The following is a 24,799-nucleotide window of genomic DNA, read 5'->3' as shown; positions in this document are numbered from 1 at the left end:
CGAGGGTCGGAACGGAGAGAGAAACGAGGTTGCTTCGAAGCGGGTCGATTCGACTCGAATCGCCCGGGTCGACTGTCGCCCAGTTGGCTTACGACGCCGACGGCGACATGTCGATGTTCAGGCTCTTGCGGATGATCTGGGTGAAGCCCATCGAGCAGAGGAAGTACCAGACAATCCACGCCTGCATGGGTCCGAGGACGCCCTGCTTCCACCCGACGGAGCCGACGAGCGGGAGCACGATGTTCTCGGTGACGATGTGCGGGTCGGAGCCGCCACCGACGCCGATGGCCCAGTACATCCAGAGGAACACCGGGATGGTGAGGAACATGATCCAGACCATCGGGCGGAACTGCTCTTTGAACATGCCCATCTGGTCGCCCATCGCCTCCATCTGCTCTTCTTGAATCTTTTCGAGCTCCGCGTCGTCGCCGCGCTCCTTGGCGTCCTTCTGTCGCTGTTGGATGTCCTTCATCCGCTCTTGGTACTTGCCCATCTTCTCCATGTCCATGAGGTTCGCCTGCAAGAGCGTGGAGTAGAGGCCGGTCGCGAGCGCGAGGACCATCACGACGGCGTAGAACGGGAGCATCTCGGCCAGCGGGCCGAGCGCCGCGTCCATCACGCCGCCGATGACGTTCCGAACCTCGGAGACGGAGTAGCCGAGGAACAGGCCGACGGTGACGACGGCCGCGCCCTTGTCGTACTTCGACCACGACGAGTCGCCGGTGTCGACGTCGGTCGACGAGGACGACGAGCCGCCGGAGCCGGACGTGTCGTCTTCGAGGCCGGCGCGGGTCTCCCCTGCGTCGGCGAGCCGGAACCCCTCGTCGCCGTCGACGAGGATACCCTTCTCGATGAGGCGACCCCACTGGCCGCTCGTGAGCTCGTCGCGGACGTCGGCCCACTCGACTTCTCCGTCGTCCGCCCGGTCGAGGACGGTTTCGACGGCGGCGCGCATGTCGGCGTCGGAGCCGACGAGGTCGCGCACCCGAGATTCGATTCGTGCCATTACCGGCTCTTTAGCAACCGGCTGTTATCAAGGTTTTACTCTGCGGACGACAGCGAGCGCGTCGGCGGCGACGCTGGCGCTCCCGTTTCGTCGGTGAAAAACGTCGCGCCGAACTGCGTCGATGAGGCGGTTCGCGCGTCGAGTCCGCGTTTACGCGTCGTCGACGACGGACTGGATGTCCTCGAAGACCTCGTCGGGGGTCTGTTCGCCGTCGACCTCGACGAGGACGCCCTCGTCGCGGTAGTGCTCGATGACCGGCTCGGTGTTCTCCTCGAACACCGACAGGCGCTCGCGGACGGTCTCTTCGGTGTCGTCGTCGCGCTGGACGAGTTCGCCGCCGCAGTCGTCGCAGACGCCCTCCTCTTCGGGCTGGTTGAACTTCACGTGGAAGTTCGTGCCGCAGTCGTCGCAGACGCGGCGGCCGGTGAGGCGCTCGACGAGTTCGGACTCGGCGACGTTCAGGTAGATGACCGCGTCGAGGTCGGTGATTTCGGTGAGGTACTCCGCCTGCGAGAGGTTCCGCGGGTAGCCGTCGAGGACGTAGCCGTCGGCGTCTTCCAGCGCGGCCTCGACGATTTCGTTGACGACCGCGTCGGGGACGAGTTCGCCCTTCTCCATGAACGAGCGGGGCGTCCCGTACTCGGTCTCCATGTCCTTGTTCGCGCGCAGCGCGTCGCCGGTAGTGACGTGTTCGACGCCGTAGGTCTCGGCGAGTCGCTTCGACTGTGTGCCCTTACCTGCGCCCGGCGCTCCGAGCAAGAGGATGCGCTTTGCCATATCTGACCCCATCCGGCGAGAGCATATAGTGTTGAAGATACGTACTGAGTTCTGCGACGACGATGGTCAGAGGAACAAGAAAATGTTGCTCCTTGTTCGTCGTCCTACCGCTCGTTCGGCCGTCTCACCGCGGTGTTCGAGGTGTTTGTTGCCGGTTTCGCAGACGGAAGCGACACGTTCAACGGCGCGGCCCTCGTGATTCCGACAAATGCGCGATTCGTCCCTCATGCGCGACGCGCTCGGCGCGACCGCCGTTGAGCGCGCGTACAGACTGTGGTGTACGCTCGAACGCGGCTGGCGCGCGACCGCCCTCGGATTCGTCGTCGTGACCGTCCTCGCGGCGCTCGGGCCGTGAGCGCCGGGGAGGGTTCGGACGCCGGCGTCGCTCGGCTCGCGCGACTCGCTCCCGGCGTCGGCGTCCTCGTCGCCCTCGCGGGGGTGGCCACCCTCGTCGCCGGCTTCGTCCCCGGCGTCAACGCGCTCCTGCTCGGCGTCTTCTTCGGGGCCGCCGTCGCCAACACGGTCGGCGTCCCCGACTGGGCGCGGCCCGGCGTCGACACGCAGAAACTCCTCCTCGAAACGGGTATCGTCCTGCTCGGCGCTCGCATCGCCGTCGACGAACTCGTCGCCTCCGGCCCCGTGTTGGTCGCGCTCGTCGTGGTCACCGTCGCCGCGGGCGTGCTCCTCGTCGAGGCCGTCGCCGGGCGCGTGTTCGGCCTCGCCGACAAGACCGGGTCGCTCCTCGCCGCGGGCGCGAGCGTCTGCGGCGTCTCCGCGGCCACCGCCATCGCCGGCACCATCGACGCCGACGGCGAGTCGCTCGCCCACGTCGTCGCCGCGGTCCTCCTGTTCGACGCGCTCACGCTCGCCGCGTTCCCCATCGCCGGCGACCTGCTCCCGCTGTCCGGCCGCCAGTTCGGCATCTGGGCCGGCCTGAGCATGTTCAGCACCGGCCCCGTCACCGCGGCGGGCTTCGCCCACTCCGAGGTGGCGGGCCGCTGGGCGACCGTGACCAAACTCGCGCGCAACTCCATGCTCGGCTTCGTCGCCGTCGCCTACGCGGTCCGTTACGCCGGGCGCGCCGAGGAGGCCGCGACCGGCCTGCGCGCCGTCTTCGACGGGGTCCCGCGGTTCCTCGTCGGCTTCGTCGCCGTCGCCGCCGTCGCCAACCTCGGGCTGCTCTCGGACGCGACGCTCGCCACCGTCGGCACCGCCAGCGACGCCCTGTTCGCGCTCGCGTTCGTCGGCCTCGGCCTCGACGTTCGACTCGACGCGATGCGGCGGACGGGCGCGGCCCCGCTCGCCGTCCTCGGCGTGCAACTACTGACCGTCAGCGCGCTCGCGCTCGCCGCTGTCCTCGCGCTGTTCTGATGCGCCGGCGGCCGTCTCGGTCGCCGTCCGACTGACGCCGCACCCGCCCCGACGCGGGTCGCTTTTGTACCGCGCGGCTGTATCGACCCGCATGACTCGATTCGAGGCCGACACCGCCCGCGAGCGCCGGAAGCTCTTCGCCGACGCCGTGTCGGCGCACCGCGACCGCGGCAGCGCCTTTCTCACCATCGAAGCCGAGCGCCTCGACGACATCGACGGCGAGGGGCCCGGCCCGTGGATTCAGTTCGCCGACCAGACGTTCAACATGGACGTGACCGAAGCCGAACTCGACCGGCTCAAGGGACTGCTCTCGGAGTTCCCCGAGTTCCGCATCGACCAGTTGGAGAGCCCCGAGGAGGCCGAGGGGACGAACGTCCGCATCACCGCCCGCTCGGACGCCAACCGCCTCGCCGGCTTCGCGGACCGCGTCTTTCAGGCGGTCTACGGCCGCGACGAGGGCTACCGGGCGTGGGTCACCGCCGTCTGAGGCCTCCGTCTCTCCCGCGTCGATTCGCCCGACACCGTACCCCGGTTTGCGAACTTCTAAACCGATTGGCGCACAATCCCGGCACATGAATTCCCGACGGTCACGTTGTGAATCGGGCGCAGTCGTCCCCGCACAATCCCGTTCCGCCGGGCGGAACCGCTTTTGTCACACCACTCCCGTGGGTTCGACAGATGACTGAACACGTCGAACCGCTGTTCTCGCGTCCCCTGCTGCCGATTGCGAACGCGGACGACGCCGAGCTCACCTGCGCCGCGGCGTTCCCGCGCATCGCCGCGGCCGGCGGTCGGGCCTCCGTCGTCCACGTCATCGAGAAGGCGGGCGGCGCGCCGGACAAAGCCAGCGTCGAACAACGCGAGGAGGTCGCCGACGAACTGTTCGATGTCGCCCGCCGCGCCGCGGACGACGCCGGCATCGACCTCCACACCGACCTCCGGTTTGCGACCGATGTCGGCGACGCCATCCTCGAAGCCGCCGCCGAGGCCGACGCGACGGCAATCGTCTTCACCCCGCGCGGCGGTCGCTCGTGGTGGGACCTGTTTTCGGGCGCGGTCCGCGACCAACTGGTCCGGCACAGCGACCGCCCCGTGGTCGTTTTGCCGGCCGGAGCGGACGACGACGGCGACGCCGGGGGTGAAACATGACCGACGAGGAACTCGCCAAAGACCTCGGACCCGTCGCCGCGCTCACCATCGGCGTCGGAACGATGATCGGTGCGGGCATCTTCGTCCTCCCCCGCGAGGCGTACGGCATCGCCGGCCCGGCCGTCGCGCTCTCGTTCGTCGTCGGCGGCGTCATCTCGCTTTTCACGGCGCTGTCGGCGTCCGAACTCGGCACCGCGATGCCGAAAGCCGGCGGGAGCTACTACTACGTCAACCACGCCCTCGGCCCGCTTTTCGGCTCCATCGCGGGCATGGGAAACTGGATGGGGCTGGCGTTCGCCTCGGCGTTCTACGTCATCGGCTTCGGTGACTTCCTCGTCAGCGTCGTGTCGATACCGGCGGTGAGTCTCGGCGTCGTCTCCCTGTCTGCGGTGCAGGTGGCCGCGATACTCGCCGGCCTCCTGTTCATCGGCGTCAACTACGTCGGCGCGAAGGAGACCGGCGCGCTCCAGGTCGTCATCGTCATCACGCTCGTCGTCATCCTGACCGCCTTCTCGATACTCGGCTTCCTCGAAGCCGACCTCACGACGCTCCGCCCGTTCGCGCCGAGCGAACTCGGCGGCTACGGCGCGGTGCTCCCCGGCACGGCGCTCGTCTTCGTCTCCTTCCTCGGCTTCGCGAAAATCACGACCGTCGCCGAGGAGATAAAGAACCCCGGCCGCAACCTCCCGCTCGCGGTCGTCGGCTCGGTCGTCATCGTCACGACGATGTACGCCATCCTGATGATCGTCATGGCGTCGGTCAAGCCGTGGCAGGAGCTGTCGGCCGCCGGTGCCGACCCCGTCGTCGAGGTCGCGCAACTCTCGTTCGAGTCCGCGCTCGGCCTCGGCGGGCTCGGGGCGGGGCTCATCATCTTCGGCGGCCTCCTCGCCACCGCGTCGAGCGCGAACGCCTCCATCCTCGCGTCGTCGCGCATCAACTTCGCCATGGGCCGCGACAAACTCGTCACGGCGTGGCTCAACGAGATTCACCCGCGGTTCGCGACGCCGTACCGCTCCATCGCGGTCACGGGCTTCATCATCGTCTTCTCGCTCGTCGCCGTCGACGACATCAAGGTGCTGGCGAAGGCCGGGAGCGCACTCCACCTCATCGTCTACGGGCTTCTCAACCTCGCGCTCATCGTGATGCGCGAGTCAGACGCGCCCGACTACGACCCCGAGTTCACGGTTCCGCTCTACCCGATTACGCCGATTCTCGGTGCGGTGTTCTCCTTCGGACTCATCGCCTTCCTCGACCCCATCGAAATCGGGCTGTCGGTGCTGTTCGTCGTCTTCGGTATCGTCTGGTACCTGTTCTACGCCCGCGAGCGCACCGACAAGCGGGGCATCCTCTCGCGGTACGTGCTCTCTCGGTCGAGCGAGATGCCCGACGCCGCGGTGTCGGCGGCTTCGACGGTCCAGCCCGACGGCGGCTACCGCGTCATGGTCCCGCTTTCGAACCCCGAAAGCGAGCGCGACCTCGTGTCGCTCGGCGGCGCGGTCGCCAAGGCAAACGGCGGGACGCTCGTCGGCGTCCACATCGTGAAAGTGCCGGACCAGACCGCCCTCGAATCGGCCCGCGAGGAGTACGACTTCGCCGAGGCCGACCGCCTGCTCGAACAGGCCCGCGTCGACGCCGACGAACTCGACGTGGACATCGAGACCCACACCGTCCTCTCCCACCGGTCGTTCGAGGAGGTGTTCGACGCGGCGGAGACGTACAACGCCGACCTCGTCGTCATGGGCTGGGGCCCCGACAGCCACGGGTCGCCCGGCCGCGCCGAGAGCGCGGTCGAGGAGATGACCAACGCGCTCCCCTACGACGTGTTGGTGCTGAAGGACCGCGGCTTCGACCCCTCGCACGTACTCGTGCCGACCGCCGGCGGCCCGGACTCCGACCTCTCGGCGTCCATCGCCTCGGTCCTCCGCGAGTTCTGCGACGCGGAAATCGAACTCCTGCACGTCGCCGACGACGCGGCCGAGGGCGAGCGTTTCCTCCGGGAGTGGGCCGACGAACGCGACCTCGGGGACGCCACGCTCACCGTCGAGACCGGCGACGTCGAGGCGGCCATCGAGTCCCACGCGACCGACGCGTCGCTGCTCGTCGTCGGCGCGACGGAACGCGGCCTCCTCTCGCGGCTCGTCGGCGGAACCGTCGTCATGGACGTCGTCGACGACGTGGAGTGTTCGGTGCTCATGGCCGAACAGAGTCGCGCTCGGAGCATCAGAAAGCGCCTGTTCGGGTAGTCCGCTCCGACCCGCTCCGACCCGCTCGCGCCCCGATCCGACTCGCCCCGTTCCGCACCCCTCTCACCGCCCTTCGCCGTCCCGTCAGCCCCGCGGAACCGACTCGCTTCTCGCGGACCGCGGACGACGGCGGTCGCCAGTCGCCGCGGTACATTTGTCTCTCGCCGCCGTAGCGAGGGGTATGGCGAAGCAATCGGGACTGTCGTGGGACGACGTGGAGCTGTCCGTCGAGGCGACGAGCCGCCGCATCGACGCGGGCGAAGTCACGCTCCACGCGGTCGAAGCCGGGCCGGAAGACGGCGAACTCGTCGTCCTCCTCCACGGCTTCCCGGAGTGTTGGTACGCGTGGGCGGACTACCTCCGCCCGCTCTCGGAGGCGGGCTACCGGGTCGTCGCGCTCGACCAGCGCGGCTACAACCTGAGCGACCGTCCCCCGGGCGTCGAGTGGTACAGCATCGACGAACTCGCCGGCGACGTGGTCGGCGTCGCGGACGCGCTCGGTCACGAGACGGCCCACGTCGTCGGCCACGACTGGGGGGGCGCGGTGGCGTGGTGGACCGCGCTGCACCACCCGGACCGGGTGCGCTCGCTCACCGCGATGAACCTCCCGCATCCGACGGTGCTCGCCCGACACCTCAGACGCGACCCGGGCCAACAGCTTCGGAGCTGGTACGTCCTGTTCTTCCAACTGCCGAAGCTCCCCGAGCTCGTCGCCCCCGTCGGCGACTGGGCCGTTTTGGAGCGGGCGATGACCGGCTCCGCGCTCCCCGGCACGTTCTCGGCGGCCGACCTCGACCGCTACCGCGCCGCGTGGTCGGTGCCCGGGGCCTACGGTTCGATGGTGGACTGGTACCGGGCGGTTGTCCGCGAGCGCCCGCGCCCCCGAGCCGAGACGGTCGAGGTGCCGACGCTCGTCGTCTGGGGAAACCGCGACCGGTTCCTCCGGCCGAAGATGGCGCGCGAGAGCCTCGCGTTCTGCGACGACGGCCACCTCAAGACGTTCGAGGAGGCGACCCACTGGGTCCACCACGAGGAGCCGGTCGCCGTCGCCCGCGCGGTCGTCGAACACCTCGACGACGCGTGGCGGACCCCGAACAACACCCCCGACGAGGCGGGCCACCGACCGGTCTGACCGCCGGAAGGCGATGTTTCTAAAGCGGCTATATTCTCCGCATCCTCGATGGAGCTATATAGGTCCATCGAGGGAACTTAGCGAGGTTCTTGTACGTCCGGCGTTCAGGTCGAACCGACGCGGGAGCAGTCCGGTGGTGGGACTTTCCATGCCCCTTCGAACCGTCTCCGCGTCTCTTCATGAGCAGGGACGGGGGACCGTCCCACCTTTCGACCGGCGAGTGACCGCGCCGACCAACCGGGCGAGCGCGACCCGCGTCGAGACCGAAACCGAGACCGAAACCGCAATCCGTCCCGGCCCCGCCGGCGACGGATGAGTACGTTCTTACTCGCGGCCACCGGAGGTCGCGTATGACCGACCTCGGAAAGGTCGACCGCGAGTTCTTCGACGAGTACATCTACCCGCGGTTGGGCGCGGCCCGCGACGACGTGGCGCTCGGCCCGACCCACGGCGTCGACTTCGGTCTCCTCGATATCGACGGCACCGCGGTCGCCATCGCGACCGACCCACTCTCCGTGCTCCCCGCCCTCGGCTTCGAGCGCGCGGGGCGGTTCGCCATCGACATCGTCCTCTCGGACATCGCCGTCTCCGGGCTGGACCCCTCGCATCTCGCCGTCTCCTTTACGCTCCCGCCCGAGATGACCGACGACCAGTTCGCTGAACTCTGGAAAGCGATGCACAATGAGGCCGACGACCTCGGCGTCAGCATCGTCACCGGCCACACCGCCCGCTACGCCGGCTGTTCGTACCCGTGGGTCGGCGGCGCGACCGCCCTCGCCGTCGGCGACCACGACGACGTGGTCCGCCCGGACGGCGCGAACCCCGGCGACGACGTGCTCGTGACGAAGGGGCCGGGCGTCGAGGCCACCGGCCTCCTGACGACGCTGTTCCCCGACGCCTTTTCCGACCTCGACGCCGACGTGCTCGCCGCGGCGCAGGACCGACTCGACGAGACCGACGCCGTCCGCGACGCGATGACCGTCTCGGCCGCCGGCGGCCGCGGCGTCCACGCCATGCACGACGCCACCGAGTGCGGCGTCCACGGCGCGCTCAACGAAGTCGCCGGGAGCGCCGGCGTCCAACTCGAAATCGACGAGTCGAGCGTCCCGTTCCGTCCCGGCGTCCGCGAGACCTGCGAGTACCTCGGCATCGACCCGTGGCGCTCGACCACCGCCGGGTCGCTCGTCGTCGCCACGGACCCCTCGGTCACGGACGACGTGGTCGCCGCGCTCGACGCCCGCGGCACCCCCGTCGGCGTCGCCGGCACCGTCGTCGCGGGCGAGGGCGTCGTCGTCGACGGCGAGCGCATCGAACACCCCGACGTGGACCCCTCGTGGGCCGCCTACGAGCGACTCGCCCGCGAGGCCGACGAGTCGGACGCCGACGAATAAGGGGCGCCGCCTCGGCCCTCGCACTACTTGTCGCGCGGGCGCTTCAGGTCGCGTATGACTGACTCCGGCGACCCCGACGAACTCGGTGACTCCGGCGACTCCGACGAACTCGGTGACTCCAGCGACCCCGACGACCCCAGCGACTCCAGCGACCCCGCCGTCGACGCCGCCCGCGAGATGGACGCGGCGGACCCGCTTTCGGACCTCCGCGACCGCTTTTTCGTCCCCGACGGCGAACTGTATCTGGACGGCAACTCGCTCGGCCCGCTCTCGGTCGACGCGGAGGCGGCGCTCGACCGCGTCGTCGACGAGTGGCGCGACCTCGCCATCCGCGGGTGGACCGACGCCGACCCCGAGTGGTTCAGCTACGGCGAGCGACTGGGCGACCGACTCGCCCCGCTCGTCGGCGCAAAGCCCGAGGAGGTCGTCGTCGCCAACTCCACGACGGTCAACATCCACGCGCTCGTCGGGACGTTCTACGACCCCGCCCGCGGCGAGAAAATCGTCGTCGACGACCTCGACTTCCCGACGGACCACTACGCGATTCGCGCGCAACTCCGGGCGGCCGGCCGCGACCCCGACGAGGCGCTCCGCGTGGTCGAGAGCCGCGACGGGCGGACCATCGAGACCGAGGACGTGCTCGACGCCGTCGACGACGACGTGGGGATGGTGTTTCTCCCCTCGGTCCTCTACCGGAGCGGTCAGCTGTTCGACATCGAGACGCTCACCGAGGCGGCGCACGAGGCCGGCGCGCTGGCCGGCTTCGACCTCGCGCACTCGGTCGGCGCGGTCCCCCACAGCCTCTCCGAGGTCGGCGTTGACTTCGCCGTCTGGTGTCACTACAAGTATCTCAACGCCGGCCCCGGCTCCATCGCCGGCCTCTACGTCAACGAGCGCCACTTCGGCGTCACGCCCGCGCTCGCCGGCTGGTGGGGCAACGACAAGGAGACGCAGTTCGACATGGCGATGACCTACCAGCCGGCGCAGTCGGCCGGCGCGTTCCAGTCCGGGACGGTCCCGGTTTTGTCCGCGGCCCCCCTCGACGGCGCGCTCGACATCGTCGAGGACGCCGGCGGCGTGACCGCCCTCCGCGAGAAGTCGCTGGCGCTCACGGACTACCTCATCGACCTCGTGGACGAGCGACTGCCCGAGTGCGAGGTCGGCACGCCGCGTGACCCCGCGGCCCGCGGCGGCCACGTCGCGGTCGAACACCCCGAGGCCTACCGCGTCAGCCTCGCGCTCAAGGAGCGCGGCGTCGTCGTCGACTTCCGCCGGCCCAACGTCGTCCGCGTGGCTCCCGCGCCGGCGTACGTCGGCTTCGAGGACGTGTACCGGGCGGTCGAGCACTTCCGCGAGATTCTGGACGACGGGGAATACGAGGCGTTCGAGAGGCAGCGCGGCGGCGTGACGTGAGGGGCGCGCCGGCGGGGTGTCGGTCGCTTACCAGTCGATGACTTCCTTGTCGCGCCAGAACTTCCCCGAGGGCGCGCCGGGCTTGAACGTGGCGAGCCACGTCGGCGTCTCCGCGCCCTTCTCGACCGGTCGGTTCGCCTCCTCGCCGCCCATGTCGGTGCGGACCCAGCCGGGACACACCGAGTTGGCGATGAGGCCGTCGTCGCCGTACTGGCCGTCGAGGTAGGCCGTGAGGCCGTTGAGGCCGGTCTTCGAGATTCGATACGCGGGCGACCCGCCGGACTGCTCCTCACCGAGCGCGCCCATGCCCGAAGAGACGTTGACGACGCGGCCGCCGTCGGTCTGGAGGAGCAGGGGAACGGCGTGCTTGCACAGGAGCATCGGCCCGCGGAGGTTGACGCCGAGCGTGCGGTCGATTCGCTCGGTCGGTTCGGCGACGATGTCCTCGCCCTCGCCGCCGACGCCGGCGTTGTTGACGAGGACGTCGAGGCGGTTCTGGTCGGCGAAGATGCCGTCGACGACCTCCTCGATGTCGCCCTCTTGGGTCACGTCGAGGAGGACGCGTTCGGTACCCTCGGGCGTCTCGTTCGTCACGCTTCGGGAGCCCGCGTACACCGTCGCGCCGCGGTCGCGGAGGTTGGCGGCTATCTGGCGGCCGATGCCGCGGTTCGCGCCGGTGACGAGCGCGACCTGTCCGTCGAGGTCGTCGTAGCGGTCGGGTTCCATGGCTGCGTCTGCGAACTGAGAAAGGATATTCTCACCGAAGCGTGTCGGGCGCGGGTCGAGCGCGGGCGACCGGTCGGAGGGGCGGCAGGTCACTCGGCGGCGACTGGCCGAGGACCGAGTCACTCGACGGCGACGGAGAGTTCGCGGAACTCGTCGCCGGTCCACTCGTGGGCGGACAGCCGGCCGTCGGGCGAGCAGATGAGATAGACGTAGCCCGGCCACGAGGCCCGTTCCCGGTCGGTCGCGCTCGGGACCGGGTCTGACTCGGGATGCGAGTGGTAGAAGCCGACCGCGTCGTCGCCGGCGGCCTCGACCGCTTCGAGAATCGAAACCGTCTCCTCGGGGTCGAGTTCGTAGGCGACCCGCGGCTCGGCGGCGACGTTCGAAACGGGGTGGACGGCGGTGACGGTGCGCGCGTCGCCGTCGCCGGCGAGGACGCCGCAGACCTCCGCGGGCGGGTCGCGGGCGGCACCCTCGCGGGCGTGCGAGAGCATCGCCGCTCGCGCGTCGGCTGCGAGCGAGAGCCTACTCGAAGTCACGGCGCATGGCGATTTCGAACCACGGGCAGAGGCGCAGTTGGCGGTACCACTCGGGGTTGTCGTGGAGGTGCTCGTAGTCCGCCCAGAGCATGCCCGCGATTTCCTCTTCGTCGGGGTCGAGGGAGGTGTCTTCGAGCGTGACCTTCAGGACGGCACAGACCTCCCATTCGAGGCCGGCGCTCTCGTAGTAGCGCTTGTACTCGAACTTGTCCGTGACGCGGAGGTCGGAGTACTGGTCGGGGCTGATGCCGAGTTCCTCTTCGAGGCGCTCTCGGGTGGCTTCCTCTTGGGTCTGTCCCTCGACGGGGTGGGAGGCGACGGTGCCGTCCCAAGAAGTGTCCCACAGGCGCTTGTTGGGGGCGCGCTGGGCGAGGAGAATCTGGCCCTCCTCGTTGAACACGAGGCAGGTGAAGGCGCGGTGGCGGATGCCGTCGCCCGTGTGGGCGTCGAGTCGGTTGACCGTCCCCTCCGCGTTGTCGTCGGAGTCGACGGCGATGACGTCCTGCGCTGCGTTCTTGTGGAGTTCAGTAGCCTCGTCGGCCGCTGCGTTGCTCATGTGCCTTCCGTCGGAGTCGGGGGTCAACTAAGCTTCGATGCGAATCGCGGACCACGCGGCGGCGCGGCGTCAGCCGAGGCGCTCGTCGAGAATCAGGCGGGTTTTCGTGCTTTTCACGTCGTCGTGCTCGCGGGCGCGGGTGATGAGGTCGTTGACGGCGCGGGTGTCGGCGGCGTCGACGACGAGGACGATGTCCTCCTCGCCGGAGACCTGCCAGACGAAGTCCACGTCCTTCCAGTCGGCCATCAGCTCGGACACGTCGTTGGTGTCCACGTCGACCGCGACGGTCACCTCTATCATCGCCTTCAGGTTCCCCGTGCGGGTCGAAATCGTAAAGCGCTCGATGACGCCCTCCTCGACCAACCGCTCGACGCGGTTTCTGACGGTCCCCTCGGAGGTCCCGACCTCGGCCGCAATCTCCGTGTTGGGGGTCCGAGCGTCCCGTCGAAGGATATCGAGAATGCGTCGGTCAAGCTCGTCCATACACCACGTGCCCACCCCAGCGACTTACCGATTACGAATTTCGTAACTCGACTTCGAAAGTAACACTTATGCACCCGTGTTCCGTTCGTTTCTCGTAATGTCGGACGCCTATCTGGCGCTGGAAGACGGACGCGTGGTCGAAGCGCGTGGCCGTGTTCCGGGGCGCACACGCGGTGAACTGGTGTTCACAACCGCATATACGGGATACGAAGAGAGTCTGACCGACCCTTCGTACGAAGAACAAGTCCTCACCTTCTCGTACCCCCTCATCGGGAACTACGGCGTCCGAGCCGAGCGATTCGAGTCCGACCGGGTCCACCCTCGGGCGGCCGTCGCACGCGAGTTCACCGAGGAGGTCGTCGAGTGGCTCGCAGACGAGGGCGTCCCGGCGGTCGACCACCTCGACACGCGCGACCTCGTCACGTCCATCCGCGAGGAGGGCGCGATGAAGGTCGGCATCGCCGTCGGCGAGGGCGTGACTCCGGAGGACGCGAAGGAGGAACTCGCGCAGTGTAAGGGCATGAGCGAGCACGTCGACATCGGCGCGCAGGTCACTACGACCGAACTGACGACGTTCGAGGGCGACGGCGACACCACCGTCGCGCTCGTCGACTGCGGCGCGAAGGGCTCCATCGTGGACTCCCTCGTCGACCGCGGCGCGACGGTGCACGTGCTCCCCTACGACGCGGACGCCGAGGACGTGTCCGCGCTCGACCCCGACGTGCTGTTCATCTCGAACGGCCCCGGCGACCCCGAGAACTACACCGCGACGCACGACCTCGTCGAGGAGTTCGCCGGCGAGGTCCCGCTGGCGGGCATCTGCCTCGGCCAGCAAATCGTCGCCAGCGCGCTCGGCGGCACCACGGAAAAGATGGCCTTCGGCCACCGCGGCGTCAACCAGCCCGTCCGCGACCTCCAGACCGGCAAGGTCGTCATGACGACCCAAAATCACGGCTACACCGTCGCCGACCCCGGCGACAAACTCGACGTGACGCAGGTCAACGTCAACGACGACACCGCCGAGGGCCTCGCCAGCGAGGAACTGAGCGTCATCACGCGCCAGTACCACCCCGAAGCCCACCCCGGCCCCCACGACTCGCTCGGCTTCTTCGACGACGTGCTCGCCATGGCGGGTACGGAGGGAAACGAGCATAAGCCCCGAGCCGTCGCCTCGGACTGACCACCGCGGCCGCGACTGCGACCGCGACCACAATCGCAACCGCGACTGACCCGATTCCAGACGCCCGGTCGACTGCACCACGACCGCCGGCGGCCGAACACCGCTTTTCGAATATCTCGCGCCGCGAGCGGGCGGTTCGTCGTTCCCCGCCGTGGTAGAAACTGTCAAACGGGTTCCCAGCGTACGCTCTGTGATGGACGACGTATCGCTCATCGAACGCGGCTTCGAGGAGTTCCCGGCGACGATTGCGCTCCTCGACAGCCGCGGCGACATCGTCTACACGAACCGGTCGTGGCGGGCGTTCGCCGACGCGAACGACTACGCGGGCGACCCCGATTCGACGGGTGTCAACTACCTTGCAGTGTGCGACGCGGCCCGCGAGACCGACGAAATCGCGGGCGTCGTCGCCGACGGCATCCGCGCGGTTCTCAGGGGTGACCGCGACCTCTTTACCGCCGAGTATCCGTGTCACTCGCCCGCAGTCTACCGGTGGTTCGCGCTCCGGGTCGTCCCGATAGACACGCCGAGGCACGGGAGCTTCGCGCTCGTCTCCCACTTCGACATCACCGACAGGCGGCTCGCGGAGCTGCAGGTCAACGAGAAAAACGAGCACCTCGCGGCGCTCGTCAGCGTGCTCGCCTCGGAACTCAAAGCCCAGCTCGCGTCGGCCACCGCGTCCGTCGAGCGACTCGCCGCGGTCGACGGCGACGCCGCGGTGACGCTCTCCGAAAGCCTCTCGCGCATCGATTCGCTCGTCGAGTGGGGCATCGCCGTCGCCGGGCAACCGAGCACGCTCGACCTCGGGGCGGTGGAGTTCCGCCCGCACGTCGCGCAAGCACGGGCCCTCGCGTCGCCCGATGGCGCGGACGACGCTTCGCTCCGGGTCGTCGGCGACGGGTCGCTCTCGGCCGACACCCACCTGTTCGGCCTGTTTCTGGTCGCGGTGCTCACGAACTGCTACGAGCGGAACGCGTCGTCCGGTTCGTCGTCCAGCGTCGTCGTCGGGACGACAGCCGACGGCTTCTACGTCGACGACGACGGCCCCCGCCCGTCACCGGAAGAGCTCGCGGCGGTGACCGCGGATTCGAACCAGCTGCTCGGCGTCGATTACGACGCCACGCATCTCTCGACGGCGCGGCGAATCGCTGACCTGCACGGCTGGCAGTTCGACGTGGGCGACTCAGAGCTCGGCGGGGCGCGCTTCGAAGTCCGCGGCGTCGACTGGAACTGACCGACGGTCGGCGGTCGGCGGTCGGCGGTCGACGGTCGTCGAAAGCGCGCACTTGCGCGCCCGTCAGGAGAGGTCGGCTTCCATGACGAACGTCGGCTCCTCGGCGAGGTCGCTCCGAGCGAGTGCGGCGTCGGTAATCCAGTCGATGCGCTCGGGGAACAGGACGCGCGTCCGGTCCGCGCCGACCGAAGCGGCGTCGCGTCGAATCGCGTCCAACAGCGACTCGCAGGCCGACGCGTCGTCCCACGCGGCGACCGCGTACTCGGCCCACGTCTCCTCGCCCTCGCCCTCGTCGTCGCGTTCGCGCGAGTAGGTCCGGTTGCGATAGGTGAATCCGGTCGCGCGGTCGTCCCCGACGACGAACAGTCGGTCGTCGGCCGCGGCGTCGTGGAGGCGGTCGCGGGTCAACTCGGAGAGCGCCCACGTCTCGACGGGGTCGAGCGCGAGCCCTGACAGCGCGGTTCGCGCCTCGCTCCCGGTCCAGTAGGTCCACGCGGCGTCGGCGTCGTCGCGGATGGCTGCCGCCGGGTCGGCGGTCGCGTCCGGGTCGGGCGTCGCCCAGCGGAACTCGATGCCGGGGTCGAACCCGACCGTGCGGGCGTTGGCGAGGCTCGGGACGTTCCACGAGTAGACCATGTTGCGGACACGCCGCGCGCCGCGCTCGCGCGCCCAGTCGAGAAGCGCGTGCGACAGTCGGGTCGCGAGACCCTGTTCGCGGTAGTCGGGCGCGACTCGCATACCCTGCGCCCACCCCTCGTACTCCGACAGCATGACGACCTGCGCGATGGCGGCCACGTCGTCGGAGGGCGTCTCCTCGCCCATGTCGACGAGGAGCGTCGCCTGCGCTAACTCGCCGGGGGAAATCCAGTCGTGGTAGATGTCGGGGATGTAGTCCGACCCGCCGCGGTCGGCCCACGTGTCGCGGGTGAACGCGGCGACCGCGTCGTAGTCCTCGGGTCGGGCGGGTCGAATCTCCATCAGTTCACTCCCACGGGACCGAGCGCTGGGTCAGTTCGCCTTCGAGGTTCCGACCCATCGCGTCGGTCGGGTCCGCGACGTTGGCGAGCGCCCACATGAGCTTCACCTTCGCCGTGCCGGGGAGCGTGTCGCCCGCCTCGACGACGCCGGCGTCGAGCAGGTCGCGCCCGGTGTCGTAGACGCGGTCGCAGACGCGGCCTTCGAGACACTGCGAGGTCATGGCGACGACCGTGCCGCCCTCGACGAGTTCCTCGAACCGCGGGATGAGGTCGGTGTGGACGTGGCCGAGGCCCGTCCCTTCGATGACGACGCCGGCTTTCTCGTCGAGGTAGTCGAGCGCCGCGGGGTCCATCCCCGGCGTGAACTTCACGAGTTCCACCTCGGACTCGATGTCGGCGTGGAGCGCGAGGTCGGCCTCGCCGCGGGGGGTGTAGTCGCGGCGGAACGTGACCTCCTCGGCTTCGTAGTCGACCTCGCCGAGCGGCTTCGCGCCGACGGTCTCGAACGCGTCGCGCCGGGAGGTGTGGTTCTTGCGGACGCGCGTCCCCTCGTGGAGCGCGCAGACGTCGTCTGACTCCGAGGCGTGCATACAAACCATCACCTCGGCGGCGTCGGCCTTCGCGGCCTCGACGGCGCAGACGGCGTTCATCACGTTGTCGGAGGAGGGGCGGTCCGCCGAGCGCTGACTGCCCGTGAAGACGATGGGAACGGGCGTGTCGAGCATGAACGACATCGCCGACGCGGAGAACTGCATCGTGTCGGTGCCGTGCATGACGACGACGCCGTCGGCTCCGGCCTCGATTTCCTCGGCGACGGCCTCGGCGAGGTCGACCCACACGTCGGTCGTCATGTTCTCCGAGAGGATGTTGGCGACGACGCGGCCGCGGTAGTTCGCCCGCCCCGCGAGGTCGGGGACGGCCCGAAGCACGTCCTCGGCGTCGAACTGCGCGGTCACCGCGCCCGTGCGGTAGTCGACCGTCGAGGCGATGGTCCCGCCGGTCGAGATGAGCGAGATCGTCGGCAGGTCGTCGTCGAACTCGATTTCGGAGGTGCCGTCGCCCTCGGACTGCGCGTCTTCGATGTCGTACACGTCGGTTTCGAGCACGTCCACGTCGGCCCCCTCGCGGGCGATGCCGACGTTGTACCCGCCGTCGAGTTTGACGACGAGGTGGTCCTCGGTGGAAGACGGCATGAGCACGCCTTCGTTCGTGACGTCCGCGCGGGTGACGCGGACGCGGTCCCCTGCGTTCATATCGCGGGATACCGCGGGGGCAGACTTCAAACCCACCATTCCACCTTTTTCCTCCTCGGGGTCGCGTAGCGACCCGCTCGGAGCAAAAATCTGGACCAAAAATGCCGAACGGTTCGCTATGCTCACCGTTCGGTGCGATCGCTGGCCACGATTATCACAGATTCATACCCGACCCACGAGCGTGACAGAGGTGATGTTAGCTCCCACGACATAACGAACACAAGACATTTTACCCGACCGTCCGTCGGCCAGCGTATGCTCCCCACGATACTCCTCCAGTCGGGCGGTGCAGGCGCGCTCGTAATCGGCCTGCTGTTTTTCCTCCTGTTCCTCGGGATGGTAGTGTGGACGTACAGCGACGCGCGGCAAAACAGCAGTCACCCGGCGTTCCTCTGGGCCGTCGTCGTCTTCCTCGCGCCCCTTCTGGGACTCGTGTTGTACTTCATCCTCGGCCGCAACGCGTAGGACCGAGACGACCGGCGCACCGTCGCGCGCCGGAACACTCACCACGACCGACTCACCGGCACAAGAGCCATCAGGCTCGCCCGCGACCCTGTACGCATGCAACGGTCGGACCAACGGGAGTCTGAGCAGTCCGTCGACGACCTGCTCTCCGGGGTGAACCGCGAGCGCGACGAGGCGACGCAGGCGGAGCGTTCCGCCTCGTCCGGCGGCGGCGGTCGCCTCGGCGGGCTGTTCTCCCCGCGCGTGTTCCTCGCGGCGCTCCTGCTCTCTATCGGCGGACTGCTCGTCGGCGGCGCGATTCCCCTCGTCGGCTTCATCGGCCGGTTCGTCGGCATCGCCGCCGCCGGCTTCGTCCTCGGCGTCGTCGGCTCGAAGCGATACTACACGGAGGTCGTCCTCGCCGGTGCAATCGCGGCGGGCCTCGCGTTCGTCCTCTCGACGCTGTTCGCCGTGTTCGCGCCCTTCGCGGTCCAACTGCTCGCGGACTACGGCGTCGCTATCGCGGGCGTCGGCGCGGCGAGCGGCGGGCTCGCGGGGCTGGTCGGTCACTACTTCGGCCGCGACCTCAGAAACGGGCTGACCCAGGAGCTGTAAGCGTCAGTCGATTCGCCAGCGGTCGCCGTTGTGGGCGACGAGGCCGCCTTCGGCGAGGTGGTGGAGCGCGCTGTCGACGACCGCGGGGTCCGCGTTGAGTTCCTTTGCGATGCCGCGGACGGTGTTCGACCCGTTGGCGAGCGCGGCCAGAATCTCCGCGTAAAAGCGGCTGTCGGCGTCGACGCCGAGGCGGTCGTTGAGGCGGTCGAGCACGTCGGTGATGCGGCCCTGCACCCACCGCTGAGCCAAGGAGAGTTCGTTGTCGAGCTCCTCCAGTTTCCCGAGTTCGCGCGCCAACTCGGAGACGTCGTCGGTGCCGGCGTTCTCAACTTCGAGCGTCACGTGCGGACAGCGCCCGGCCATGTCGAGGCTCGGACTCGGCGGGTAGGCGCTCTTCGCGCCGAAGCCGTACGGCGAGACGTTCACCTCCAGTCGGAGATTTCGAGAGATGTGGAAGTACTTGCGCCGTTGGTCGTCGGTGCGCGACTCGATGAGCCCCGCGTCCTCCAGCTTTCGGAGGTGGTCGATGACGGCCTTGGGGCTGACGCCGAGGTACTCGCTTATCTCGGTGACGTAGCACGGTTTGTGCGAGAGCAACCGCAGGATGCGCCGGCGGTTTTCGTTCCCGAGTAGGTCGAGCAGTACCGCGGAGTCCATTACGAGGTCATAGACTGCCGGTGGGGAAAAGCCTGACTCATGTGATACTCCGCGCCGTCGTGCGATTAGCGATTGTGACTCGCGGGGCGTTCACGGGCGGTCTCCGTGGCGTCCGGGAGGCGGTCGAACGCCCGCGACGCGAGGAACACCGCGAGAAACGAGAGGGCGACGGTGATGCCCGCGAGGAGCGCCCCCGCCTCGTACTTCAGCGGCGGGTAGTAGCCGAGGCCGTAGTCGAACACGTCGTTGACGAGCGCGAGCGTGAGGGCGAACCCGAGTGCGCCCTTCGTGGTCGCGCCGTACCGCGGCACGACGAGCGCGAGCGCGAGAAAGCCCGCGTGAGTGAGCATGATGCCCCAGTAGTCCCACAGCGCGGCCCCGGAGAAGCCGACGTAGAGGTCGGGGCGGAGGTTGAGCGCGACGACCGTCCAGACGCCGTATTTGACGAGCCAGACGAACGCGAGCGTGTGGAGGTACGCGAGCGGTCGGTTGACGGGTGCGTCGGCGACGCGGCGACCGAGGTTCGGAAGCAGCGTCGCGGCCGACAGCGTCATCAGCGCGAGGGCGGCCGGCGAGTCACCGAAAAGCGGGTAGAGAAACGTCGGCAGGTCCGACAGCGCGGGGTCGGAGTGGACGTAGAAGCTCACCCCGACGAGGAACGCGGCGGCGTTGAGGACGAGGAAGACGACGAGGCTCGGGCCGTTTCCGAGGTAGTACTCCGTCCAGTCGTCGACCGCCGCGTCGAGGTCGAAATCGCGCAGACCCATCGCCGAGTCGGACGGCGCGCCGAAAGAAAAGACCGTCGGGGCGACACCCCGGGGTCGATGGCTCCGTACGCGACACGTTGTCACCCCATGTCGGGAGCAAAGGACAGTTAGCCCGGCGCGCCGAACGGCGACGTATGGATGCAGCACTCATCATCCTCGACGGGTGGGGACTCGGCGACCACGACCGCCGCGACGCAATCAAGGCGGCGGACACGCCGAACTTCGACCGCTACCGCGACGCGGGCGCGTTCGGGACGCTCATCGTCGACGGCCGGCGCGTCGGTCTCCCGGACGGCCAGATGGGCAACAGCGAGGTCGGCCACCTCAACATCGGGGCCGGCCGCGTCGTCAAGCAGGCGTACACCCGCATCGGCGACAGCATCGACGACGGCTCGTTCTACGAGAACGACGCCATCACGGCCGCCTACGACCACGCCGACGAACACGACGGGCGCGTCCACCTCATGGGCCTCGTCTCCGACGGCGGCGTCCACTCCGACCAACAGCACCTCCACGCGCTCATCGAACTCGCCGCCGACCGCGGCGTCGAGGCCGTCACCCACGTCTTCACCGACGGCCGCGACACCAGCCCCACCGGCGGCGAGGAATACCTCTCCGACCTCGAAGCCGTCGCCGACGAGCAGGGAACCGGCGGGGTCGCCACCGTCTCCGGGCGCTACTACGCGATGGACCGCGACCAGAACTGGGAACGCACCAAGCGCGCCTACGACGCCATCGTCGAGCGGGAGGCCGAGTGGACCGCCGAGACGGCCGTCGACGCCGTCACCGAGTCGTACGACCGCGGCGACACCGACGAGTTCGTCGAGCCGACCGTCGTCGACGACGCGCCCGCGCTCGAAGACGGCGACTCGGTCGTCTTCTTCAACTTCCGCGCCGACCGCGCGCGACAGCTCGTGCGGATGCTCTGCGACATCGAGCCCGTCTGGGAGTTCGAGACGACGCCGCCGGAGCTTCTCATGACGACGATGACGCAGTACGACAAGACGTTCGACGTGTCCGTGGCCTACCCGCCGGAACAGCCCGAAGACACGCTCGGGGAGGTGCTCGCCGGGGCGGACATGACGCAGCTTCGGATGGCGGAGTCCGAGAAGTACCCCCACGTCACCTACTTCCTCAACGGCGGCCGCGAGGTCGAGTTCGACGGCGAGATTCGGAACATCGTCGAGAGCCCCGACGTGCCGACCTACGACCTCCAGCCCGAGATGTCCGCGGTGGAGCTCACCGACACGGCCATCGACATCATCGAGTCCGACGACCCGAACGTGATGGTGCTCAACTACGCCAACCCCGACATGGTCGGCCACACCGGCGACTACGAGGCCGCCATCGACGCCGTCGAGGCCGTCGACGAACAGCTCGGGCGGCTCGTCGAAAGCGTCCGCGCCCGCGGCGGCCACGTCTGTATCACCGCCGACCACGGCAACGCCGACGACATGGGCACCGAAGACGACCCGCACACGGCCCACACGTTCAACCCCGTCCCGTTCGTCTACCTCGCGGCCGACCGCGACGACGAGGCGGCCGCGGAGAACGACGCCGAGGCCGAGCAGGACGAAGTCGACCCCGACCACCCGCTTTCGGGCGGCCGGACCGTCCGCGAGGGCGGCTCGCTGTGCGACATCGCGCCGACAATCCTCGAACTCGTCGGCGTCGACCAGCCGTCCGCGATGACCGGCGAGTCGCTGTTAGATTAGAATAAGACGCCGCCGCTCGCGCACCGATTCTCGCGTTTTCTTTCTCCGTCGCTGTTTTCCTACGCGCCGGACTCGCCCCAGTAGCGGCGGTACGCGGTCGGGACGAGCATCGACACGCCTGCGATAGCGGCGAGGACGACGAACTCCGGGCGGACGGCCGCAGCGAGCGAGTCCGTCGTGAGCGTCTCGACGGACGCGCCGGCGACGACGCCCGCGACGGCCCACGGAAGCTCTCCGGCGGCGGTCCCGAGCGCGAACGCGCCGAGTCGGACGTTGGCGACGCCCGCCGCCACCGACACCACGTCGGAGGGAACCGGCAGCAGACGGCTCGCGGCCACGCCCTTCACCGACCCCGTCTGTTCGACGGTTCGCTCGCCGACGCCGGCAAATCTGGTCGCCCCGCGGTAGCGCCGCGCGAAGAGGAACGGCGGGACGCTCGTGAGGACGATAAGTGCCAGCGCGAACGGCACGCCGACCGGGCCGAGCCCGTAGCCGACGACGAGCGCGAGGAGCGTCGTCGGCCACGCGAGAAGCGGGCGCACGAGCGCGAGCGCGCTCACGACGACGACGAGTCGCACGGGGTCGGCGGCGACCCACGTCGCGTGTGCGATGACGGCGTCTGGCGACGCGAACAGGAGACCGGCGATGACGGCCGCGAGCGCGAGGCCGGCGGCGAGACGCGGACGGGGCACGGAAGCTCTGGAGTCGGTCGTCGCGCCGCGACCAAACGCTTTGTGCTTCGGAGGGCTTTAGCCCGCCCCCGTTCGAGTGGCTCTCGAACCGTGACCGAGCCCACACGCGACGAGCGCGTCGAACTCGCGCTCGACCTCCTCGCGCACCTCGAAGCCGACGAACTCTCCCTCGCCGAGGTCGTCGACCGCATCGAGACGGTCACCACGGACCCGACGCTCACCCGCGACATCCTCGACGCGGCGGAGCTTCGCGGCATCATCGAGCGCGAGGGCGGCCGCATCCGTCACAACCGCGGCGGCACGTTCGTTCGGTTCGAGAGTCAGGTCGTCCAACGCGAGGGCGACTTCGACTGCCGCCGCTGCGGCGCGTCCATCTCGACGGGCCACTTCGTGCGGTTCGACTCCGGCGAACTCGGGCCGTTCGGCTCGTCGTGTGTGAGAAAAGTACTCGGGCGGGAGTAGGTCGCCGCGGTCGTCGCCGGTCGCGCGACCGCGTTACCGCCCGCGGCGGAGTTCTTCGATGAGCTGTTCGACCAGCTCCTGCTGGTGGCGAATCTGCTCGCTTTGGGCCTCGACGACCTCGCGGAGCGACTCGACTTCGGCAGCGAGAGCGGCGTAGTCAGCGTCCGCGGTGGCGGTATCGCCCGCCTCGGACTCGGCGGCCGATTCGAAGCCCGACCCTTCGAATCCGAGGTCGTCGGCGCCGGCGACGTTGCCGGACGACTGCTCGGCGGCCGGCGACTCGGCGGCCGACTGGGTCGTCGCGGCCTCGGCCGCCTTCGCTTCCGCCACCGCGCCGGTCGCGGCGGCAGCCTCGGCGGACCCGGTGGACTGGTTCCGAGCGGCCTGCTGGGTCGGCTCGGCGGGCGCGGCGTCCTCGGAGCGAGTGGCGTTCGCCGGCTCGTCGGATAGCTCGCCGGGGTTCGCGCTCAGCGGGTCCGGCCCCGCACCGAAGTCGGTGTTGTCGCGCTCCGTGTCGGCGCCCTCGGCGGCCGCCTGTGCCTGTTCCATCTGGACGCGGAACTCTTCGAGGCTGCCGACGCCGTGGTAGTCACACAGCGCCCGCGCGAGTTTCTCGCGAACGAGTCGCGCCTGTTCGTTGGGAATCTTGAACCGCTCTTGGCGGCCGTCGACGGTGAGTACGACCGTCGTGGCGACGCTTCCCGACTCGAATTCGAGGTCGGTCACGTCAGCGAAGCGGTACGCCTCGTAGTCCTCGTCCCAGACCGCGCTCCCGATGTGCCGGACGACGCGGGCGTCGGTGATAACGAACGTGAGTTCGCTGAACCGGAACGCCTGAACCAGACGCTCGCCGTCTTCGTCGGTCACGCCGGCGGCCGAGAGGACGCCCTCGACGATGGGCTGGAGCGCGTCGTCGAGTCGCTTCGCGGACAGCGAGAACGTCTCGCTTCCGTCGAGACCGTAGTCCAGCGATATCTTCGCTTTTCGTCGCCCCTCCTTGACGGACAGTTGCTCGGCAGCGTGCGAGAACTCGTCGACGGACTCGTCCGAGAGGAGGCCTTCGGCCCGATAGACGAGCGTCCGCGTCGGAGTTACAAACAGTTCGTCCTCGCCCCCGAGGTGGACGCGGGTCACCACGTCTTCCTCTCCGAGGACGGACTGGACGATCTCCGGTTGGCTCATGCGTGTGTGCACCCGGTGTTGGGACATAAATCCGCGGGTGATGACTCGAATCGAGTGCCGTGGTGACCCGTCCCGCGGTCGTCGGAGATGAGAAGCTTAAATACAACCAGCACACAACGGGAAGTTGAGCCCGGGTGGCTTAGCTGGACATAGCGCCGCACTCATAGGGTTTCACAATCGGTGCGGAACGCCTTGGAAGCCTCCGCCCCCCGCGAGGTCATGCCGGCCTCGCACCTGGGACATGCGGAGATCGTGGGTTCGGAGCCCACCCCGGGCATTCTTCGACTTCAGTACGTGATTGACTAATACGGGCATCGCAATGCCGTCTCCTGATTCTTCACTTCGATACGGGTTCGTCTGAAACTCGCAGAGGAGATAGAACAATGACTCTTGAGACAGACGGCTTCAACCCCACAAGGGTTCGTCTGAAACTGGACGCCATCGACCACGCACTTGCCGCGTGTGATGAGGCTTCAACCCCACAAGGGTTCGTCTGAAACCCATATTGACCCAGAGTTAAGTATTGGGTTAGCAATGCTTCAACCCCACAAGGGTTCGTCTGAAACTACGTCAACGACTCCGATGCACCTACAACAGCCCAGAGCTTCAACCCCACAAGGGTTCGTCTGAAACCGTGACGAGTGCGGACAGGGAGTTGCCGTCATCGGAGCTTCAACCCCACAAGGGTTCGTCTGAAACCATCGACTTCCGGCCGTCGTCGACCACCGGCGAGGACGCTTCAACCCCACAAGGGTTCGTCTGAAACACGAGTTCCGCACCGTCGAAACGCTCGACCCCGAGCTTCAACCCCACAAGGGTTCGTCTGAAACTACGTGTC

General features: G+C 68.6%; 26 protein-coding genes, 1 tRNA gene and 1 CRISPR repeat array (1 of these 28 running past the window's edge). Of the genes, 15 read left to right on the top strand and 12 right to left on the bottom strand.

The window, feature by feature from the left end:
• Window positions 1-88: 88 nt before the first annotated feature.
• Complete coding sequence (locus DEQ67_RS10805; protein WP_004042456.1) at window positions 89-1,006, bottom strand: DUF106 domain-containing protein; 918 nt, start codon at window positions 1,004-1,006, stop codon at window positions 89-91.
• 150 nt (window positions 1,007-1,156) lie between these two features.
• Window positions 1,157-1,783, bottom strand: coding sequence for an adenylate kinase (locus tag DEQ67_RS10800; RefSeq protein ID WP_004042457.1), 627 nt, complete (start codon window positions 1,781-1,783; stop codon window positions 1,157-1,159).
• 208 nt (window positions 1,784-1,991) lie between these two features.
• Here DEQ67_RS10800 and DEQ67_RS10795 point away from each other — a divergent pair, with 208 nt between their 5' ends.
• The 8 genes from DEQ67_RS10795 (at window position 1,992) to kynU (ending at window position 10,482) form a co-directional block, all read left to right on the top strand.
• On the top strand, window positions 1,992-2,138 hold the full coding sequence (locus DEQ67_RS10795; RefSeq protein WP_158543169.1) for a hypothetical protein: 147 nt from the start codon (window positions 1,992-1,994) through the stop codon (window positions 2,136-2,138).
• On the top strand, window positions 2,135-3,154 hold the full coding sequence (locus DEQ67_RS10790) for a YeiH family protein (protein WP_115861866.1): 1,020 nt from the start codon (window positions 2,135-2,137) through the stop codon (window positions 3,152-3,154). The genes DEQ67_RS10795 and DEQ67_RS10790 overlap by 4 nt, the downstream gene beginning before the upstream one ends.
• Window positions 3,155-3,245: 91 nt before the next feature.
• The gene (locus tag DEQ67_RS10785) at window positions 3,246-3,641 is read left to right on the top strand and encodes a hypothetical protein (protein ID WP_004042461.1); all 396 of its coding nucleotides are present in this window, start codon (window positions 3,246-3,248) and stop codon (window positions 3,639-3,641) included.
• Between the two features lie 191 nt (window positions 3,642-3,832).
• The gene (locus DEQ67_RS10780) at window positions 3,833-4,303 is read left to right on the top strand and encodes a universal stress protein (RefSeq protein ID WP_115802904.1); all 471 of its coding nucleotides are present in this window, start codon (window positions 3,833-3,835) and stop codon (window positions 4,301-4,303) included.
• Window positions 4,300-6,546: an amino acid permease gene (locus DEQ67_RS10775; protein WP_115802903.1), complete on the top strand. Its 2,247-nt coding sequence runs from the start codon at window positions 4,300-4,302 to the stop codon at window positions 6,544-6,546. The genes DEQ67_RS10780 and DEQ67_RS10775 overlap by 4 nt, the downstream gene beginning before the upstream one ends.
• 181 nt (window positions 6,547-6,727) lie before the next feature.
• Window positions 6,728-7,678 carry an alpha/beta fold hydrolase gene (locus tag DEQ67_RS10770; protein WP_115802902.1) on the top strand — a complete coding sequence of 317 codons (951 nt, stop codon included), beginning with the start codon at window positions 6,728-6,730 and terminating at the stop codon, window positions 7,676-7,678.
• A gap of 350 nt (window positions 7,679-8,028) precedes the next feature.
• Window positions 8,029-9,069: an AIR synthase family protein gene (locus DEQ67_RS10765; protein WP_115891478.1), complete on the top strand. Its 1,041-nt coding sequence runs from the start codon at window positions 8,029-8,031 to the stop codon at window positions 9,067-9,069.
• Between the two features lie 54 nt (window positions 9,070-9,123).
• Window positions 9,124-10,482, top strand: a complete 1,359-nt coding sequence (gene kynU / locus DEQ67_RS10760; RefSeq protein WP_115861862.1) for a kynureninase — start codon at window positions 9,124-9,126, stop codon at window positions 10,480-10,482.
• 27 nt (window positions 10,483-10,509) lie between these two features.
• On the opposite strand, the gene DEQ67_RS10755 is transcribed toward kynU, so the two are convergent.
• The 4 genes from DEQ67_RS10755 to DEQ67_RS10740 all read right to left on the bottom strand — a co-directional run bounded on the left by DEQ67_RS10755 (window position 10,510) and on the right by DEQ67_RS10740 (window position 12,786).
• Entirely contained in the window at window positions 10,510-11,208 is a 699-nt protein-coding gene (locus DEQ67_RS10755; RefSeq protein WP_115891479.1) for an SDR family NAD(P)-dependent oxidoreductase, read from the bottom strand.
• A gap of 119 nt (window positions 11,209-11,327) precedes the next feature.
• Entirely contained in the window at window positions 11,328-11,747 is a 420-nt protein-coding gene (locus tag DEQ67_RS10750) for a desampylase (RefSeq protein WP_049896316.1), read from the bottom strand.
• Window positions 11,734-12,303 carry an NUDIX hydrolase gene (locus tag DEQ67_RS10745; RefSeq protein WP_004062449.1) on the bottom strand — a complete coding sequence of 190 codons (570 nt, stop codon included), beginning with the start codon at window positions 12,301-12,303 and terminating at the stop codon, window positions 11,734-11,736. Before DEQ67_RS10745 ends, DEQ67_RS10750 begins: the two co-directional genes overlap by 14 nt.
• A 69-nt stretch (window positions 12,304-12,372) precedes the next feature.
• Entirely contained in the window at window positions 12,373-12,786 is a 414-nt protein-coding gene (locus DEQ67_RS10740; RefSeq protein ID WP_004042482.1) for an Lrp/AsnC family transcriptional regulator, read from the bottom strand.
• A gap of 97 nt (window positions 12,787-12,883) precedes the next feature.
• Here DEQ67_RS10740 and carA point away from each other — a divergent pair, with 97 nt between their 5' ends.
• Together carA and DEQ67_RS10730 are read left to right on the top strand one after the other, a co-directional pair.
• Window positions 12,884-13,966 carry a glutamine-hydrolyzing carbamoyl-phosphate synthase small subunit gene (gene carA, locus DEQ67_RS10735; RefSeq protein WP_115861858.1) on the top strand — a complete coding sequence of 361 codons (1,083 nt, stop codon included), beginning with the start codon at window positions 12,884-12,886 and terminating at the stop codon, window positions 13,964-13,966.
• A gap of 193 nt (window positions 13,967-14,159) precedes the next feature.
• On the top strand, window positions 14,160-15,197 hold the full coding sequence (locus DEQ67_RS10730; protein ID WP_115802897.1) for a PAS domain-containing protein: 1,038 nt from the start codon (window positions 14,160-14,162) through the stop codon (window positions 15,195-15,197).
• Between the two features lie 63 nt (window positions 15,198-15,260).
• Here the strand turns inward: DEQ67_RS10730 and DEQ67_RS10725 are convergent, their stop codons facing one another.
• Together DEQ67_RS10725 and gatD are read right to left on the bottom strand one after the other, a co-directional pair.
• The gene (locus tag DEQ67_RS10725) at window positions 15,261-16,175 is read right to left on the bottom strand and encodes a GNAT family N-acetyltransferase (protein ID WP_115891480.1); all 915 of its coding nucleotides are present in this window, start codon (window positions 16,173-16,175) and stop codon (window positions 15,261-15,263) included.
• Window positions 16,176-16,179: 4 nt separating this feature from the next.
• A complete protein-coding gene (gene gatD / locus DEQ67_RS10720; RefSeq protein ID WP_115802895.1) occupies window positions 16,180-17,427 on the bottom strand; it encodes a Glu-tRNA(Gln) amidotransferase subunit GatD in 1,248 nt (415 codons plus the stop codon).
• A 255-nt stretch (window positions 17,428-17,682) separates the two neighbouring features.
• On the opposite strand from gatD, the gene DEQ67_RS10715 reads away from it, so the two are divergent.
• Both DEQ67_RS10715 and DEQ67_RS10710 read left to right on the top strand, forming a co-directional pair.
• Window positions 17,683-17,892, top strand: a complete 210-nt coding sequence (locus DEQ67_RS10715; protein WP_004042489.1) for a PLDc N-terminal domain-containing protein — start codon at window positions 17,683-17,685, stop codon at window positions 17,890-17,892.
• A 96-nt stretch (window positions 17,893-17,988) separates the two neighbouring features.
• The gene (locus DEQ67_RS10710) at window positions 17,989-18,486 is read left to right on the top strand and encodes a hypothetical protein (protein WP_004042491.1); all 498 of its coding nucleotides are present in this window, start codon (window positions 17,989-17,991) and stop codon (window positions 18,484-18,486) included.
• A 3-nt stretch (window positions 18,487-18,489) separates the two neighbouring features.
• On the opposite strand, the gene DEQ67_RS10705 is transcribed toward DEQ67_RS10710, so the two are convergent.
• Both DEQ67_RS10705 and DEQ67_RS10700 read right to left on the bottom strand, forming a co-directional pair.
• Window positions 18,490-19,143 carry an ArsR/SmtB family transcription factor gene (locus DEQ67_RS10705; RefSeq protein ID WP_004042493.1) on the bottom strand — a complete coding sequence of 218 codons (654 nt, stop codon included), beginning with the start codon at window positions 19,141-19,143 and terminating at the stop codon, window positions 18,490-18,492.
• Window positions 19,144-19,208: 65 nt separating this feature from the next.
• Complete coding sequence (locus tag DEQ67_RS10700; protein ID WP_004042494.1) at window positions 19,209-19,910, bottom strand: DUF1405 domain-containing protein; 702 nt, start codon at window positions 19,908-19,910, stop codon at window positions 19,209-19,211.
• Between the two features lie 134 nt (window positions 19,911-20,044).
• Here DEQ67_RS10700 and gpmI point away from each other — a divergent pair, with 134 nt between their 5' ends.
• Window positions 20,045-21,625 (top strand): 2,3-bisphosphoglycerate-independent phosphoglycerate mutase, encoded by a 1,581-nt coding sequence (gene gpmI / locus DEQ67_RS10695; RefSeq protein WP_115861852.1) that lies wholly within the window; start codon window positions 20,045-20,047, stop codon window positions 21,623-21,625.
• A 59-nt stretch (window positions 21,626-21,684) separates the two neighbouring features.
• Here gpmI and DEQ67_RS10690 read toward each other — a convergent pair whose 3' ends face one another.
• Window positions 21,685-22,317 (bottom strand): TVP38/TMEM64 family protein, encoded by a 633-nt coding sequence (locus tag DEQ67_RS10690; protein ID WP_115802893.1) that lies wholly within the window; start codon window positions 22,315-22,317, stop codon window positions 21,685-21,687.
• A gap of 90 nt (window positions 22,318-22,407) precedes the next feature.
• On the opposite strand from DEQ67_RS10690, the gene DEQ67_RS10685 reads away from it, so the two are divergent.
• A complete protein-coding gene (locus tag DEQ67_RS10685) occupies window positions 22,408-22,779 on the top strand; it encodes a DUF5830 family protein (RefSeq protein ID WP_006601439.1) in 372 nt (123 codons plus the stop codon).
• Window positions 22,780-22,812: 33 nt separating this feature from the next.
• Here DEQ67_RS10685 and DEQ67_RS10680 read toward each other — a convergent pair whose 3' ends face one another.
• Entirely contained in the window at window positions 22,813-23,961 is a 1,149-nt protein-coding gene (locus DEQ67_RS10680) for a DUF7115 domain-containing protein (RefSeq protein WP_115802892.1), read from the bottom strand.
• Between the two features lie 128 nt (window positions 23,962-24,089).
• Here DEQ67_RS10680 and DEQ67_RS10675 point away from each other — a divergent pair.
• A tRNA-Met gene (locus DEQ67_RS10675) sits at window positions 24,090-24,238 on the top strand.
• Between the two features lie 125 nt (window positions 24,239-24,363).
• Window positions 24,364-24,799: a CRISPR direct-repeat array (repeat unit 30 nt; unit sequence GCTTCAACCCCACAAGGGTTCGTCTGAAAC) (it continues 186 nt past the right edge of the window).

This window comes from Haloferax sp. Atlit-48N, assembly GCF_003383015.2.
GTDB lineage: Archaea > Halobacteriota > Halobacteria > Halobacteriales > Haloferacaceae > Haloferax > Haloferax volcanii.
This window is presented reverse-complemented; position numbering and strand designations above follow the sequence as displayed.

Bases quoted from the DNA above. Each gene is read 5' to 3' on its own strand.
- kynU (WP_115861862.1), top strand. From the start codon at position 9,124: ATGACTGACTCCGGCGACCCCGACGAACTCGGTGACTCCGGCGACTCC.
- DEQ67_RS10730 (WP_115802897.1), top strand. From the start codon at position 14,160: ATGGACGACGTATCGCTCATCGAACGCGGCTTCGAGGAGTTCCCGGCG.
- gpmI (WP_115861852.1), top strand. From the start codon at position 20,045: ATGGATGCAGCACTCATCATCCTCGACGGGTGGGGACTCGGCGACCAC.
- DEQ67_RS10715 (WP_004042489.1), top strand. From the start codon at position 17,683: ATGCTCCCCACGATACTCCTCCAGTCGGGCGGTGCAGGCGCGCTCGTA.
- DEQ67_RS10795 (WP_158543169.1), top strand. From the start codon at position 1,992: ATGCGCGATTCGTCCCTCATGCGCGACGCGCTCGGCGCGACCGCCGTT.
- DEQ67_RS10745 (WP_004062449.1), bottom strand. From the start codon at position 12,303: ATGAGCAACGCAGCGGCCGACGAGGCTACTGAACTCCACAAGAACGCA.
- gatD (WP_115802895.1), bottom strand. From the start codon at position 17,427: ATGAACGCAGGGGACCGCGTCCGCGTCACCCGCGCGGACGTCACGAAC.
- DEQ67_RS10700 (WP_004042494.1), bottom strand. From the start codon at position 19,910: ATGGGTCTGCGCGATTTCGACCTCGACGCGGCGGTCGACGACTGGACG.
- DEQ67_RS10785 (WP_004042461.1), top strand. From the start codon at position 3,246: ATGACTCGATTCGAGGCCGACACCGCCCGCGAGCGCCGGAAGCTCTTC.
- DEQ67_RS10725 (WP_115891480.1), bottom strand. From the start codon at position 16,175: ATGGAGATTCGACCCGCCCGACCCGAGGACTACGACGCGGTCGCCGCG.
- DEQ67_RS10805 (WP_004042456.1), bottom strand. From the start codon at position 1,006: ATGGCACGAATCGAATCTCGGGTGCGCGACCTCGTCGGCTCCGACGCC.
- DEQ67_RS10755 (WP_115891479.1), bottom strand. From the start codon at position 11,208: ATGGAACCCGACCGCTACGACGACCTCGACGGACAGGTCGCGCTCGTC.
- DEQ67_RS10775 (WP_115802903.1), top strand. From the start codon at position 4,300: ATGACCGACGAGGAACTCGCCAAAGACCTCGGACCCGTCGCCGCGCTC.
- DEQ67_RS10705 (WP_004042493.1), bottom strand. From the start codon at position 19,143: ATGGACTCCGCGGTACTGCTCGACCTACTCGGGAACGAAAACCGCCGG.
- DEQ67_RS10780 (WP_115802904.1), top strand. From the start codon at position 3,833: ATGACTGAACACGTCGAACCGCTGTTCTCGCGTCCCCTGCTGCCGATT.
- DEQ67_RS10770 (WP_115802902.1), top strand. From the start codon at position 6,728: ATGGCGAAGCAATCGGGACTGTCGTGGGACGACGTGGAGCTGTCCGTC.
- carA (WP_115861858.1), top strand. From the start codon at position 12,884: ATGTCGGACGCCTATCTGGCGCTGGAAGACGGACGCGTGGTCGAAGCG.
- DEQ67_RS10680 (WP_115802892.1), bottom strand. From the start codon at position 23,961: ATGAGCCAACCGGAGATCGTCCAGTCCGTCCTCGGAGAGGAAGACGTG.
- DEQ67_RS10740 (WP_004042482.1), bottom strand. From the start codon at position 12,786: ATGGACGAGCTTGACCGACGCATTCTCGATATCCTTCGACGGGACGCT.
- DEQ67_RS10765 (WP_115891478.1), top strand. From the start codon at position 8,029: ATGACCGACCTCGGAAAGGTCGACCGCGAGTTCTTCGACGAGTACATC.
- DEQ67_RS10800 (WP_004042457.1), bottom strand. From the start codon at position 1,783: ATGGCAAAGCGCATCCTCTTGCTCGGAGCGCCGGGCGCAGGTAAGGGC.
- DEQ67_RS10710 (WP_004042491.1), top strand. From the start codon at position 17,989: ATGCAACGGTCGGACCAACGGGAGTCTGAGCAGTCCGTCGACGACCTG.